Here is a 13,821-nt window from a genome sequence, read left to right on the forward strand (position 1 = left end):
TTATTTCGCTACCGGTTTTGCCGGAGTAGTGTTGTTTTGTTCGTTCCCTTTTTCCGTCTTCATTTTCTCCAGGGTTTTGATCACACCTTCGAGGGTCTCTTCAGGCAGCAAACCCACTTGAGAGGTGACATACTCGCCTTTTGAATTGAAGATGAGTAGAAATGGAATACTCCCTCTCCATTGTGCCCGACGGCTGATGTAATTTACCAGAGGCATCCCGGTACGATAATCAACGACATCATAGTTGATTTTGTGTTTCGTGACGAAGCTTTTCAGGAGATCGGCAGGGGTGTCCTGGACTTCTATCGCCAAGACGGCTAATTTGCCTTTGTACTTCTTGCTGAGGTCGATGTAATGGGGAATGGACATCAGACAGGGAGGACAGTGGGTTCCCCAGAATTCTAGAAAGAGGATCTTCCCCCGATATTCTCGGATATCCAAACCGTTTTCCGTACCCTTGATGTGGAGTCTCTTGCCGGTGACGGTTGTCAGGGTCAGCCCTTTGTCCTGCTTGGCAGGCTCCTGTGCCTGCAGCAATGCTGCTCCTATAACGAAAAACAAAAAAGCGGTGAAAAATCTGCGCATAAAAATCCTTTTCTTGATCAGATATTAAAGGAATTATAGCAGGCGGGTATGTCAAAGAGTAAACGAGACTAAACGAAGATCCATTCGACGATCCTGGAGACCTCTTGGGTGATATAACATTTGATGCTGCTCTCTTCCAGTGGCTTGGCGGGGAGGACCGCTTTGGCAAAGCCCTGGGTCTCCAATTCCCGGAGCCGCTGCTGCAGCGCCGGGACTTCACGCACTTCACCCGTGAGGCTCACTTCACCGATGAAAACGGTCCCGGCGCTGAGCTCCCGGTCCCGATAACTGCTGAGTATCGCCGCGATCACCGCCAGATCGGCCGCCGGTTCGTTGATCCGGATCCCGCCGCTGACATTGACGAAGACATCGTAGGTCCCCAGGGGCAGGTCGAGTTTTTTCTCCAGGAGGGCGAGGAGCATCTGCAGGCGGTTGTTGTCGTATCCGGTAGAGCTGCGGCGGGGGTGGCCGTAGGATTCGGCAACAAGGGCCTGGATCTCGATGACGATGGGGCGGCTTCCTTCCATAATCACGGTCAGAGCCGATCCCGCCTGGAGCTTCTCTTTGTCGAAGAATTTTCCGGCGATGGAGACGGCATCCTTGAGCCCCTGCCGGGTCATTTCGAAGATCCCCACTTCGTTGGTGGAACCGAAGCGGTTTTTGAACCCCCGCAGCAGCCTCAGTTCCGAATTGGAGTCTCCTTCGAAATAGAGGACGGTGTCGACCATATGCTCCAGGACCCTTGGGCCGGCGATGGAGCCCTCTTTGGTGATGTGGCCGATGATGAAGATGGGGATTTGTCGGCTTTTGGCCAGGCGCATCAATTCGAAGGTGATGGTGCGCACCTGGGTGACGGAGCCGGGGGCCGAAGGTGTCTCATCGGAATAAAGGGTCTGGATGGAGTCGACGACGATGAAATCGTAGTCGCGCTTTTCGATCTCGGTGAGGACCTTTTCCAGGTTGATTTCGCTGAGAAGGTAGAGCTCCGGATGGTTGGCATCGAGTCGATTGGCTCTCAGCTTGATCTGTCCGGCGGACTCTTCCCCGGAGACATAGAGGACCCGGCGTTTCTGTTGGGCTAGATTGCCGGCGATCTCGAGCAGCAGTGTCGATTTCCCGATTCCGGGGGCTCCGCCGATGAGGGTCAGGGAGCCGGGGACGATACCGCCGCCAAGTACCAAATCGAGCTCCCGGCTGCCGGAGGGGAAACGCTCGAAATGCTCTTCGCCCACTTCGGTGATGGGCCGGGCCTTGGCCGGGCCGGAACTCTTCTGCAGGCTCTGGGTCTCCTGGAGAAACTTGATCTGATCGCTGCTGAGTTCAATCAGACTCTCCCACTCGCCGCAATTGGGGCATTTCCCCATCCAACGGGGGGTTTGAAATCCACAGGATTGACATTCGAAGAGGGTTTTCTTTTTCGCCATTGGGTCTCTTTTGTAGCTAAGTGAGTCGTATTTTAGTGGGAATTAAAGGCGGATCGTTTTTTCCGGGTCGATTTGACATTTTCGAAGAGACCGGGAGTGCTCTTTCGATCAGGCCGGTACAAAGATTTCGTCCAGGATGGTGTTGACGTATTCGTTGGCTTTGAAGGGGATCAGATCCTCGGGCTGTTCTCCGGTTCCGATGAAGTAGATGGGCATTTTGAGCTGATCGGCGATGCTCAGCACCGAGCCCCCTTTGGCGGTTCCGTCGAGCTTGGTGATGATGATGCCGTCGATCCCGATCATCGCATCGAAGGCTTTGGCCTGATTGACCGTCGAGCTTCCCTGGGTACCGTCGAGAATCAGCATTTTGCGGTGGGGAGCGCCGGGGAGGGCTTTGTCGGCGACCCGGACCATCTTTTTGAGCTCCTCGGCCAGATTGGTCTGGGTGTGCAGCCGCCCGGCGGTGTCGATGATCACGCGGTCGACCCCTTTCGCCAGGGCCGAACGGATCGTATCGAAGACCACGGCGGAGGGATCGTGCCCCTGCCGGGTGGCGACGATGGGGACCTGGAGCTTTTCTGCCCAGCGGCTCAGCTGCTCGATCGCCGCGGCGCGGAAGGTGTCCCCGGCACCGAGGATGACGCTTTTGCCCTCTTTTTGGTAGCGGCGGGCCAGTTTGGCGATGGTGGTGGTCTTACCCGCTCCGTTGACGCCGATGATCATCTCGACGAAGGGGTGATAGGCATTGGGGTCGATCCACTCGGCCCGGTACTGAAAGACGGAGATGAGGGAGTTGTAGGCCTGGATACGGGTGATGGTTTCGGGCAGGCTCTCGAGCAGCCGCTCGATGAGTTCATAGTCCACATCGGCTTCGAGGAGGATCTCTTCGAACTCTTCTTTGGAGATTTTGGTCTTTTTTTCGGGGAGAACTTCACGAATCGCTTCGTTGGTTTTGCCGAAAGCCTTTTTCAAAAATCCGAACATAGTTTCTTACTCCTTCTTTTGGGGGTCATCTTTGAGTTGATCGACGAGCGTTTGGAGCATCTCATAGGGGACGGCGCCGCGTATCTTCATCACATATTTACCCTTTTTGTAGAGAACTGTCAACGGCAGAGGCAGGGTCTCTCCCAATCCCAGCTCTTTTTGCAGGTATCGGGCGAGGGTGGCATTGTCGGGATGGAGGGAGAGGAAAAAGTCGGTCGAATAGCGCTGCATAAATTTTTGCAGCTCCTTGGGATCGGGCGTTTGTCCCAGGAGGATCCCGATAACAAAAAGATCTTTGCGATTTTTTTGCTGCAGCGTCCCCAGAGCAGGGAGCATTCCGCGGCAGGGACTGCACTCCGGAGAAAAGAGATTCAGGATCACGATCGGTTGGGAGATACGGGAGAATCGGGCCGCATTGCCCGAGAATTCCAGTGAGGTTTCCCGTCCCTCGATATCCCGAATACGGAAACGGGATTGGATTTTGGGTGTGAGCGGGGCAGGCGGTGAGATTGGGGAAGGCGCTTCGGCCCCGGGCTTTTGGGTAGAGCTTTGACTCTTTTTTTCACCGCAGCCCGAGAAGAGGAGTCCGATGAATAGTACCGCTGCGATCCACCTCTTTTGCATCCTCTTCCTCTGTGTTATAATCCCCGTCATTACCGGCTGTGCGAAAAATCAGCAGATTATAGCCAAGCCGAGATAAGAAGGAGGGTTTGGCCGGATGGGATCCCGCTCTGAAGCGAAAGCGCATTTTCGTCGTGAAGCCCTCCGGATTCTGCGGCGTATCCCCCGGGGGCGTGCCCGGATCGAGGATCACCGGCTTCGGCGGGAGGTTATGGAGTATATCGACCGCCTTGCCCCCCGAAGCGTTCTGCTCTATCTGCCGCTTCCTTTGGAAGTGGATCTGCGCCCCATCATCAAGCAACTGCGGAAGCGGGGCATTGATGTCTTCGTCCCCTTTATGGAGGGTAAAAGTATCCGTCCGGTAAAATATAGATTGCCGCTACAAAAAAAAGCGTACGGCATTTATGAACCGAAAATTTCAAGACAGTATAGAGTTGGTAAGATAGATATAGCATTTATTCCGATCGTCGGTACCGATCCCACAGTGCGTCGTATCGGATTCGGGAAGGGATTTTATGACCGATATTTTGACAAAGAGAAAAAGAGAATCGGAAGAGTGGTTTTTCTGCAAAGGCGCTTATGCTACTCTCCCATCGTTTTGACCGAAGCCCATGATGTTCGTGGGGACGATATTATTGCAGGACCGATGATCCTCATTCAACCCTGAAGAGACTCTGCCTTACGATAATCGGGATCAAACGCTCCCGGTACTTATCTTGCCAAGCCTGACTGTCCGCAAGGACCTATCGAATGGAAAATACACTATTGATCGCAGTATTGAGCCTTTTGGGCGGGGCCGGGATCGGCTTTGCCCTGGGGAGGCTTATGAGTGCCCGACGCTTCGACTATCTGAAGATCGAAGCCGAGGCCAAAGCCCGTACCATCGAGCAGGAGGCGGAGCGGCTTCTCCGTGATGCCGAGATCCAGAGCCGTACCCGGGAACTGGAGCAGGAGAAACGCTTCAACGAGCGTTTGGCGGAGCTGGAACAGCGGAAGCGTTCCCTGATCGCCAGGGAACGGGAGCTGGAAGAGGAACGGGAGCGCCTGCATCAAAAAGAGACGCAGGTCGATGAGATAAGGACCCAGCTTGAACGGTTGGAAGCGAAGCGCCGACGTCAAATTGAAGAGGACATCCGCAAGATCGAGCACCTGGCCTCCATGACCCGGGAAGAGGCGAAGCAACTGCTTCTCAAACGGGTCGAGGAGCAGTGCGAAGCAGAGTTGGCCGCCGTTGTCCGCAAGCGGGTCAAGCTGGCCGAAGAGGAGGCCCAGAGCCGAGCCAACTACATCCTGGCCCAGGCGACGACACGCTATGCCGGTGAATTCGCCGGTGAGCGGCTTATCAATACCATCACGCTCCCCACCGACGACCACAAGGGGCGGATCATCGGAAAAGAAGGGCGAAACATCAAAGCGCTGGAGCAGGCGCTGGGGGTCGATATCATCATTGACGAAACGCCCGGCGTGATCGTCGTCAGCAGCTTCAACCTCTACCGCCGTGCCATCGCCACCCGGGTCATCGAGCTTCTTGTCGCTGATGGGCGGATCCACCCGGGCCGGATCGAGGAGGTCCACGCCAAGGTGGAGAAGGAGTTCGAAGAGAAACTCTATGAAGAGGGCGAGAATGTCCTGATCGACCTGGGGCTCTTCCCGATGCACGAAGAACTGGTACGAATGATCGGCAAGCTGAAGTATCGGGCGAGCTATGGGCAGAACGCTCTGGCCCACTCCCTGGAGGTCGCCCGCCTGGCCCGGGTAATGGCGGCTGAAATGGGGGGAGACGAGAAACTGGCGATGCGGGCGGGCCTGCTGCATGACATCGGCAAGGCGCTGACCCAGGATTTCGGCGGCTCTCACGTGGAGCTCGGCGCCGAGCTCTGCCGCAAATGCAAAGAGCACCCCACCGTCATCAACGCCATCTACGCCCACCACGGACATGCCGAACCCGACGGTGTGGAGAGTGCAGCGGTCTGTGCCGCCGATGCCCTCAGTTCGGCACGGCCGGGAGCCCGCCGGGAAGTGCTGGAGAGCTTCACCCGCCGGGTCCGGGAGATCGAAGAGATTGCCAAGTCGGAAGAGGGGGTCGTGCAAGCTTACGCGATCAATGCCGGCCGGGAACTCCGCGTTTTTGTGGATGCGGGGAAGATCGACGATGACCGGGCGGCGAAAATGGCCCATGAGATCGCACGGGAGATCGAAGAGAAGGTCCAGTATCCCGGAGAGATCAAAGTCAATGTCATTCGGGAGACCCGAACGATCGATTATGCCCGCTGAGTATTTCAGCAGGGGCTAATCGGCCCCTAGGGTAGAATATAGTATCAATTTTACAAAACGAGGTAATTATGCGCAAGTGTATCGAAGCCCACATTCGGATGGAAGAGCGATATGAAGGGTTGAGCCTGACTTACGGCGACAATCCCGAATTGAAAAAAGAGGTGTTCGACGCGGTGGAAGCGACGATCAAAGAGACCGGTCTGAAGCCCGAAATCTTCGACAATCCCTCTTCCGACCATCCCGAAAACGAAGGGATCTATCTGGAGTTTCATGAAGATGTCCAGCGGGAAGCCGGAGACTTTTTCCAGCGAGTCCTGGACAAACTCCACCTCGTTTGCGAGTCGGACGTATGATGCGAAAGATCTTTTTGGCCCTTCTCGTTATGGGCGGGGCTTTGATCGCCGGTCAAAAGGCTCCGATCGTGGTGCTTCATACCAATCGGGGGGATATCACCCTCAAGCTTTTCCCTAAAGCGGCGCCTCTGGCGGTCAAAAACTTCGTCGGCCTGGCGAAAAAGGGGTATTACGACGGGACGATCTTCCATCGGGTCATCAAAGGTTTTATGATCCAGGGAGGTGACCCGACCGGTACGGGACGGGGCGGCACGTCGATCTGGGGCAAAGAGTTCAAAAACGAATACGCCCCCAACCTGGTCTTCGATCGTCCCTACCTCCTGGCGATGGCCAACCGCGGCCCCAATACCAACGGTAGCCAATTCTTCATCACAGTCGCTCCGGCCCCCTGGCTCAACGGCGGCTACACCATCTTCGGCAAAGTGATCAAGGGGCAGAAGGTAGTCGACGCCATCGACCGGGTCCCGACCGGCCCCGGCGACCGCCCGCTCAAAGAGCAGAAGATCCTCAAAGCGATCGTCAAATAGATGGATCTGGAGGCTCTGCGCCGCGAGCGCCGTTCCTGGTTGAGGTGGAAAAACATCGCTCCCCTTCAAGAGGCCATTCAGGCACTTCCTGAACCTGAAGTCGAACGGGTCCTCTGGGATGCAGAGGCGGTCACCGCCGAGCTGGATCCCGGATATGATGCCCGTTTCGGCCGGCAGATCGAAGAGACGGCACGCCTGTTGATGCCCTGGCGCAAAGGGCCCTTCCGCCTGGGCAACCTTTTCATCGACAGCGAATGGCGCAGCCAGATCAAATACGGCCTGCTCGAACCTTATCTCGATCTACGCGACAAAGTGGTGGGAGATATCGGCTGCAACAACGGCTACTACCTCTTTCGAATGATGGAGCAGGTTCCTGCCCGGCTGGTCGGTTTCGACCCTTCGGCGCTCTACTACTCTCAATTTCAATTTCTGGAGCGCTTTTTCCGCAGCGGTATCCGTTATGAGCTTTTGGGAGTCGAGCATCTGCCCTTTTACGAAGAGCCCTTCGATACCCTTTTCTGCCTGGGGGTCCTCTATCACCGCAGCGATCCTATCGGAACGCTCAAAGCGTTACGCCGGGGTTTGAAAAAAGGGGGAGAGCTCTTTTTGGATACCTTTATGATCGAGGGAGAAGGGGAGTATTGCCTGACACCGGCGCAGCGCTATTCCAAGATCCCCAATGTCTATTTCATCCCCACCATCGACGCCTTGAGAGGCTGGTGCCATCGTGCGGGTTTCTCCGAGGTGGAGATCCTGGCCAAGCGGCCGACCGATGTGACGGAACAGCGCAAAACCGATTGGATCGCTACCCAGAGCCTGGAGGATTTCCTCGATCCGGAAGATCCCTCCAAAACGGTCGAAGGATACCCCGCGCCTCAGCGTCTTTATGTCCGTTGTGTTGTCTAGAGATAAAATATCCAAGAAATCCTGAATTTTTGTTTTATTTTTAAATAAGCAAGCTTTCGATATAAATACGCTATGAAAAGAGAGAGTGTATCGATATATTTACCATTTTATGGGCACTCTCTTACAATTTTGGATTGGGCATGTGACGCGGAATGAGGATATTGACAGTCGGTTTTGACGAAGAGTTTTCCAAAGAGGTTGAAAAAGAGATCGGTAAATACTTTATCTGTATCGTTGACAGTGCGCAGGATCTCTACGATGCGACAAACTTCACCTATTTCCGACACTACGAATTGATCATTATCGTCGATGAGGGGGTTCAGTTCTCTCTGGAGCGTTACATCAACGAGATCAAGAAGAAGAAAAAAGAGACCAAGATCATTCTGCTGACGGAGAAGCCGGAGCATCAGCGGGCCTTTTTCGCTCTCGGGGTGGATGATGTGATCTTCAACCATATCTACGAGCCCGACCTCATCGCCGCTCGGGTCCTGGCCAATATGCGCAATCTCTACGGCACCAAAATCAACATCGACAAACTCTGCATCGACATCGTCAACAAAAAGATCGAATATGACGATAAGGTAGTCTCCCTCAACGGCAAAACCTTCGACATCCTCGCCTACCTGGCCCTGCGCAAGCAGAGGGTTTTCTCCAAAGACGAGATCATCAATGCCCTCTGGGAAGAGCCCGAGTATGTCAGCGACAATACCGTCGAGGTCGCCATCAACCAGATCCGAAAAAGGCTGAGGAGTATTCTGGGGTTTCAGGTGATACATACCGTCCGACGCCGAGGCTACAAGTTCTCCTACTAAGTCTTTCCATAGCACTCCGTCTTCGGGGGAGTTCACTCAGTCACTTGCTCTAGAGCAGGCTCCTTCGGAACAACCCCCAAATCCGGAGCACTCTGAAAAGACTTCACCATAACTCTTTTTTGTTCCAGTTCGATCACTTATTTTTTATGTAAGCTCCCTCATTCCAGCCGAAACTTTGAACAAACCTAAAACAAATCAGGCGATTTCCATCCAAATCATAGCACCCCGTCTTCGGGGGAGTTCACTCAGTCACTTGCTCTAGAGCAGGCTCCTTCGAAACACCCCCCAAAACCGGTACACTCTGAAAAGACTTCACTAGTTCTCCTTTCCGTTCCCGTTCGGTCACTTGTTTTTATTTAAGCTCCCTTATTCCAGCCGAAGCTTTGAACAAATTTAGAACAGTGATTTCCTCTCCAATCCACAATCAAAAATCTAAGATCTTTCTTCCCAAATTCCGGAAATGATGTAAACTTCGCATATCTGATAATTCGATCTGAAGGAGTGTCAATGAGTTTGAAAACCCATCTTGCCATCGATGAGGACCTTTGTGGACGTGTGACCCGTCATGAAAAGGGCTATGCCGAAGTGTGGCTCCATACCTCGGAGCGGATGAAGGCGGATGATCGGGGTTTGATCCACGGGGGATTCCTCTTCTCAGCGGCGGATTATGCGGCGATGGCGGCGGTCAATGATCCCAATGTGGTTCTAGGGGCGGCTGAAGTGAAATTCCTGGCTCCCGTGCGTAAGGGGCAGAGTATCCGTTTCGTCGCCAGGATTGGCGAATCGAGCGGTAAGAGGAGGCGGGTCGAGGTTTCGGGCGAAGCGGAAGGGCGGCGGGTCTTCGAGGGAGCCTTCCAAGCCTTTGTTCTGCCGCGGCACGTTCTGGAGGGCTGATTCAGCCCCGTCGCTGAACCTCGGCGAGCCAGAGGGGGAGATTGCGCTGTTCCCGTCGGAGGGTGCTCTGGGGCCCGTGGCCTGGGTAGAGCCGGAAATCCTCTTCGATCGTCATCGCCTTGCGCAGGCTTTCGGCCATCTGCTCAGCGCTGGAGTAGGGGAAATCCCAGCGGCCGATGGAGTCGCGGAAGAGAAAATCACCGCTGAACCAGCACTCCCCGATCTCGAGGACGGAACATCCCGGTGTATGCCCCGGGAAATGGCGGAAAGTGACGGGGATCCCCCCGATCTCCAGAGTGCTGTCGGGGGCGACTTTGACATCGGGACGGCTTGGGGGCGTTCCCTGGCCGAAGGGGTCTCTCTCGAGCATAAAGGCATCGGCCTCCGGCACATAGAGGGGGATTTTCAGATGCTCCTGAAGCTCGGCGTTGCTCCAGACGTGGTCGAAGTGGCCGTGGGTGTTGAGGATCGCCACCGGGTTCTTCGCCTCCCGGAGGACCCATTCCGTCGCGCCCACTCCGGGATCGATGATCAGGGTCTTTCCCCCCGTTTCGACAAGGTAACAATTGGTTTGATAAGGCCCCATCGGGCAGGCTTTGATCTCCATCGGTTATAATGCCTCCATGACTTTTTATTCCCTGGCCGAAAAGGCCCTGCAGTCTGCCGATATCGATGAAAAAGCTTCGGCGATCAGCCGGCTGATGCGCTATTGTAGCACAGGGGATGATCGCCCGGAGTCCGGTTTCGCCCCCTGGAGTTTCGAGGCTCCCTCCTATGCGTCACGCTGCCGTATCGTCGATCCGCGGGAGCTTCCCCGGCGCCGGAGCTTCGATACGCCCAAGGGCTTGGCGATCCTGCTTCACGCTATCGCCCATATCGAATACAGCGCCGTGGATCTGGCCCTCGACGCAGTCTACCGCTTTCCGGCGATGCCGACGGCTTTCCGCCGGGATTGGCTGGAGGTCGCGGAGGATGAGGTGCGCCATTTCCGGATGCTTGAGGCGATCCTCGAGGAATTGGGGTATCGCTATGGGGACTTCCCCGTCCATCGCGGGCTTTTCGATGCGGCGAAGCATACTGAGGGGGACATTCTGCACCGTATGGCGGTCATCCCCCGCCACTATGAAGCCACGGGCCTGGATGTCAATCCGAGGATCATGGAGAAGCTGCGCCCCTTTGCTCATAAGGAAGCGGTGGCTACGACGATCGAAGCACTCGAGACGATCTATCGTGAAGAGATCGATCACGTCCGCAAAGGGGACCGATGGTTCCGCTATTGCTGTGAACAGCGGGGGTTGGAGTCCGAGCGCACGTTTCGGGAGATCCTGGATCGCTACGATCTTCGGAAACGTCAGGGGAACTTTCTCAATGTCCCCGCCAGAAAGGCGGCGGGTTTTACCTGCGCCGAGTTGAAGGATTTGGGGGCCGCGGAGTGTGAGGATTAACGCTGTGGAAACAGAATTCCGATAAAATATCCCACTTAAAAAATATAAATGACATGTGTCAGAAGGAATGAACGGATGACCATCAGTTATGACGGGACGGGCCACCTTCCCGATGAACTGCTTTCTCTCTTGACGGAGAGCAATGAAAAGGGCCTCGACGGCCAAGCAGAAAAGCTGGAGGAGCAGGCACGGCTTCTTTACGGTGCGCCTCATGTGCTCAGTACCGTCAACTCGACGGCCGCTCTGCATCTGGCGATGTGTGCTCTGGATTTGAAACGGGGAGACAAGGTGATCTGCTCGGTCAATGCCTTTGTCGATGTGCCGGAGGTGGTTCGCCATTTCGATGCGGAACCGATCTTCGTCGATTGCGATCCTTTCAGCTACAACATCAATCCGGAGCGCCTCGAAGAGGCCCTCAAAGCCAACCAGAGCAAAAAACTCCGGGCGGTCATCGTCAATCATATGGCGGGATTGCCGGCAGAACTCGAGACGATCTACGCCCTGGCCGAAAAGTATGATGTCGAGGTGATCGAAGATTTGACCGATGCTCCGCTGGTCCCCTGGCGAGGAGGGGTCCTCGGGGCGGATGAGCGGACGATCCTTGCGATCGCCGGCCTGGGGAGCAAAGTCAACGGGCGTTTCGATGCGGGGCTTCTCCTCTCCCACAATGAAGAGTGCTATGAACGCGGGATGCTTCTGCGCAATCACGGAATGGTGCGGGAGAAGGAGAAGGCTCCCTATCTCTACGATGTCCAGTGTATCGGGTGCCAGTATCGTCTGGATGAGTACAGCGCGATCTATGCTTCCCTTTTGCTGGAAAAGCTGAATGAAGAGAACCGTCGAAGGCGGGAGATCGCAGAGATCTACTTCCGGGAGTTGGAGGGGCTGGCCCATCTGCGCTTGCCTCTCAAGCATGAGGAGCACACCTATTTCCGCTTTATCGTGGAGATCGACCGCAACCGGGACGCTTTCGCCCGCAAGCTGGCGGAGAAGGGGATCGAAATAGCTTTGCACTATGTGCCCCTGCATACCACCCGCTACTACAAAGAGAAATACGAGCTCAAACTCTTCGACTTCCCCTGGGCGATGGGAATTTATCAGCGGGCGATGTCCCTGCCCAACCGCCCCGATCTGACGGACGAAGAGGTCCTCTACATCTGCGACGCGATCCGGGAGATCGACGCAGAGCATATCTGAGGACAGAGCATTTATGCAGGAGGGTAGGGGGATCGAAGCGTTCGCCGAGAGGCTTTTTTACCGCTCGGGCCTTCCTGAACGAATACTCTCAACCCTCTTGAGCCCTCTGGGATGGGGGTACGGGAGTGTGATGTGGCTGCGCCGGCACCTGGCTCGGCGCCGTAGTTTCGGTCTCCCCATCATCAGTGTCGGCAATCTGGTCGTCGGCGGAAGCGGCAAAACCCCCTTTGTCATCGCCCTGGCTTCCCGTTATGAAAATGTCTGGATCGTCTCCCGGGGTTATGGCCGCCAAAGCAGGGGGATGGTGCAGGTAAGCAGGCGGGGAGAGATCCTCTGTCCCGTCGAAGCCTCCGGTGACGAGGCGATGGAGATGGCCCTGGCGCTTCCCGAAGCCTCGGTCCTGGTTTCAAAGAACCGCTCTGAGGGGATCCGCCGCGCTGTGGAAGAGGGGGCAGAGCTGGTGATCCTGGATGACGGATTCAACCGCGTAGAGATCGAAAAGTTCGAAATCCTTCTGGAGCCCGAAGTGCTCCCCAACTGCCGGGTGCTTCCCGCCGGCCCCTTTCGGGAATTTCCTTCCACTGCGGCCAAGGCCGATCTGCAGCTTAAAGAGGGGCGGGAGTATCGCCGCCGCGTCCGCATCCTCGATCCCGCTCCCCGAATGCTCCTGGCCACCTCCATCGCCCGCCCGGAACGGCTGAAGCCCTGGCTCCCCGAAGAAGTCGTCGGGCACTACCGCCTTCCCGATCATCACTGGTTCGACGAAAAGGCCCTGGCCGAAGCACTCCGTCGCCACCGGGCCGATTCTTTGCTGGTGACGGGCAAAGATGCGGTCAAGATGCAGGGCTTTCAGCTCCCGCTATCGGTGATGGAGCTACAATTAGAGATCGATTCTTCCGTCTTCGAGGCGGTGGAGTGCTATCTGAAGGAGTTTCATGCAGCACAAGATTGAGATTGTCCAGACCCTGCTGGAGGCCCTCCCCTATATCAAAAAGTTCCGGGATGAGATCATCGTCATCAAATACGGCGGATCGGCCCAGGAGAGCGAAGAGCTCAAAGCGAAATTCGCCCAGGATATCGTCCTGCTCCACACGGTGGGGATGCGTCCCGTGGTGGTCCACGGTGGAGGCAAGAACATCACCCGATTGCTGTCGGACCTGGGGGTGGATACCCGCTTCATCGACGGGCAGCGGGTCACGACCCGGGAAGTGATGCGCGTCGCGGAGATGGTGCTCAGCGGCGAGATCAACAAAGAGATCGTCGCCCTGCTCAACTCCCAGGGGGCCCGAGCCGTGGGGATATCCGGGAAAGATGCCAACTTCCTCGAGGCGATCCCGAAAGACAGTGAGAATTTCGGCTATACCGGCGTGATCGAACAGATCAATACGGAGATCGTCGACAACATTCTCGACGACGGTTTTGTGCCGGTCATCGCCCCCATCGCGGGGAGCCAGACCCTGGGACACCCCGGCTTCAATATCAACGCCGATCTCGCCGCGAGTCGGATCGCCGTCGCCCTGGGAGCGAGGAAGATCCTCTTTCTGACCGATACGCCGGGTGTCCTGGATGGGGAAGGGAAGCTGATCCCCACCCTCACCATCGACCAGACCCGCCGGCTCAAGGAGGAGGAGGTGATCCGCGGCGGCATGATCCCCAAGGTGGACGCCTGCATCGATGCGTTGCGCGGCGGGGTCAAAAAGGCCCATATTATCGACGGCCGCGTCGAACACTCCCTCCTACTGGAGATCCTGACTAGCAGCGGGATCGGGACCTGCATCGAGCTCTAGGAGCGATCGACA

Annotated in this window: 16 protein-coding genes; 11 read left to right on the top strand and 5 right to left on the bottom strand. The window is 56.1% G+C overall.

The genetic code is table 11. The features are described 5' to 3' along the window. The 4 genes from NITSA_RS01955 to NITSA_RS01970 all read right to left on the bottom strand — a co-directional run bounded on the left by NITSA_RS01955 (window position 1) and on the right by NITSA_RS01970 (window position 3,617). Window positions 1-585, bottom strand: a complete 585-nt coding sequence (locus NITSA_RS01955; RefSeq protein WP_013553348.1) for a TlpA family protein disulfide reductase — start codon at window positions 583-585, stop codon at window positions 1-3. Between the two features lie 68 nt (window positions 586-653). Further along, window positions 654-2,009: a DNA repair protein RadA gene (gene radA, locus NITSA_RS01960; RefSeq protein WP_013553349.1), complete on the bottom strand. Its 1,356-nt coding sequence runs from the start codon at window positions 2,007-2,009 to the stop codon at window positions 654-656. Window positions 2,010-2,117: 108 nt separating this feature from the next. Then, window positions 2,118-2,993 carry a signal recognition particle-docking protein FtsY gene (gene ftsY / locus NITSA_RS01965; RefSeq protein WP_013553350.1) on the bottom strand — a complete coding sequence of 292 codons (876 nt, stop codon included), beginning with the start codon at window positions 2,991-2,993 and terminating at the stop codon, window positions 2,118-2,120. A gap of 6 nt (window positions 2,994-2,999) precedes the next feature. Next, entirely contained in the window at window positions 3,000-3,617 is a 618-nt protein-coding gene (locus NITSA_RS01970; protein ID WP_013553351.1) for a TlpA family protein disulfide reductase, read from the bottom strand. Window positions 3,618-3,711: 94 nt separating this feature from the next. Here NITSA_RS01970 and NITSA_RS01975 point away from each other — a divergent pair, with 94 nt between their 5' ends. The 7 genes from NITSA_RS01975 to NITSA_RS02005 all read left to right on the top strand — a co-directional run bounded on the left by NITSA_RS01975 (window position 3,712) and on the right by NITSA_RS02005 (window position 9,380). Beyond that, on the top strand, window positions 3,712-4,281 hold the full coding sequence (locus NITSA_RS01975; protein ID WP_013553352.1) for a 5-formyltetrahydrofolate cyclo-ligase: 570 nt from the start codon (window positions 3,712-3,714) through the stop codon (window positions 4,279-4,281). Between the two features lie 83 nt (window positions 4,282-4,364). Continuing rightward, window positions 4,365-5,888 carry a ribonuclease Y gene (gene rny, locus NITSA_RS01980; protein WP_013553353.1) on the top strand — a complete coding sequence of 508 codons (1,524 nt, stop codon included), beginning with the start codon at window positions 4,365-4,367 and terminating at the stop codon, window positions 5,886-5,888. A 68-nt stretch (window positions 5,889-5,956) separates the two neighbouring features. After that, a complete protein-coding gene (locus NITSA_RS01985; RefSeq protein ID WP_013553354.1) occupies window positions 5,957-6,241 on the top strand; it encodes a hypothetical protein in 285 nt (94 codons plus the stop codon). Continuing rightward, window positions 6,238-6,768 (top strand): peptidylprolyl isomerase, encoded by a 531-nt coding sequence (locus NITSA_RS01990; protein WP_013553355.1) that lies wholly within the window; start codon window positions 6,238-6,240, stop codon window positions 6,766-6,768. Before NITSA_RS01985 ends, NITSA_RS01990 begins: the two co-directional genes overlap by 4 nt. Continuing rightward, window positions 6,769-7,674, top strand: a complete 906-nt coding sequence (cmoB, locus tag NITSA_RS01995; protein WP_013553356.1) for a tRNA 5-methoxyuridine(34)/uridine 5-oxyacetic acid(34) synthase CmoB — start codon at window positions 6,769-6,771, stop codon at window positions 7,672-7,674. A gap of 152 nt (window positions 7,675-7,826) precedes the next feature. Continuing rightward, the gene (locus NITSA_RS02000) at window positions 7,827-8,486 is read left to right on the top strand and encodes a winged helix-turn-helix domain-containing protein (RefSeq protein ID WP_013553357.1); all 660 of its coding nucleotides are present in this window, start codon (window positions 7,827-7,829) and stop codon (window positions 8,484-8,486) included. Between the two features lie 507 nt (window positions 8,487-8,993). Then, the gene (locus NITSA_RS02005; RefSeq protein ID WP_013553358.1) at window positions 8,994-9,380 is read left to right on the top strand and encodes a PaaI family thioesterase; all 387 of its coding nucleotides are present in this window, start codon (window positions 8,994-8,996) and stop codon (window positions 9,378-9,380) included. A 1-nt stretch (window position 9,381) separates the two neighbouring features. Here the strand turns inward: NITSA_RS02005 and NITSA_RS02010 are convergent, their stop codons facing one another. Next, on the bottom strand, window positions 9,382-9,987 hold the full coding sequence (locus NITSA_RS02010; protein ID WP_013553359.1) for an MBL fold metallo-hydrolase: 606 nt from the start codon (window positions 9,985-9,987) through the stop codon (window positions 9,382-9,384). A gap of 16 nt (window positions 9,988-10,003) precedes the next feature. On the opposite strand from NITSA_RS02010, the gene NITSA_RS02015 reads away from it, so the two are divergent. The 4 genes from NITSA_RS02015 to argB all read left to right on the top strand — a co-directional run bounded on the left by NITSA_RS02015 (window position 10,004) and on the right by argB (window position 13,809). Next, the gene (locus tag NITSA_RS02015; RefSeq protein ID WP_013553360.1) at window positions 10,004-10,825 is read left to right on the top strand and encodes a ferritin-like domain-containing protein; all 822 of its coding nucleotides are present in this window, start codon (window positions 10,004-10,006) and stop codon (window positions 10,823-10,825) included. Between the two features lie 75 nt (window positions 10,826-10,900). Then, window positions 10,901-12,022, top strand: a complete 1,122-nt coding sequence (locus NITSA_RS02020; protein WP_013553361.1) for a DegT/DnrJ/EryC1/StrS family aminotransferase — start codon at window positions 10,901-10,903, stop codon at window positions 12,020-12,022. A gap of 13 nt (window positions 12,023-12,035) precedes the next feature. After that, complete coding sequence (locus NITSA_RS02025) at window positions 12,036-12,974, top strand: tetraacyldisaccharide 4'-kinase (protein WP_013553362.1); 939 nt, start codon at window positions 12,036-12,038, stop codon at window positions 12,972-12,974. Next, entirely contained in the window at window positions 12,958-13,809 is an 852-nt protein-coding gene (gene argB, locus NITSA_RS02030) for an acetylglutamate kinase (protein WP_013553363.1), read from the top strand. The genes NITSA_RS02025 and argB overlap by 17 nt, the downstream gene beginning before the upstream one ends. Window positions 13,810-13,821 lie beyond the last annotated feature (12 nt).

Source organism: Nitratifractor salsuginis DSM 16511 (assembly GCF_000186245.1).
In the GTDB taxonomy this organism is placed as follows: Bacteria; Campylobacterota; Campylobacteria; order Campylobacterales; family Sulfurovaceae; genus Nitratifractor; species Nitratifractor salsuginis.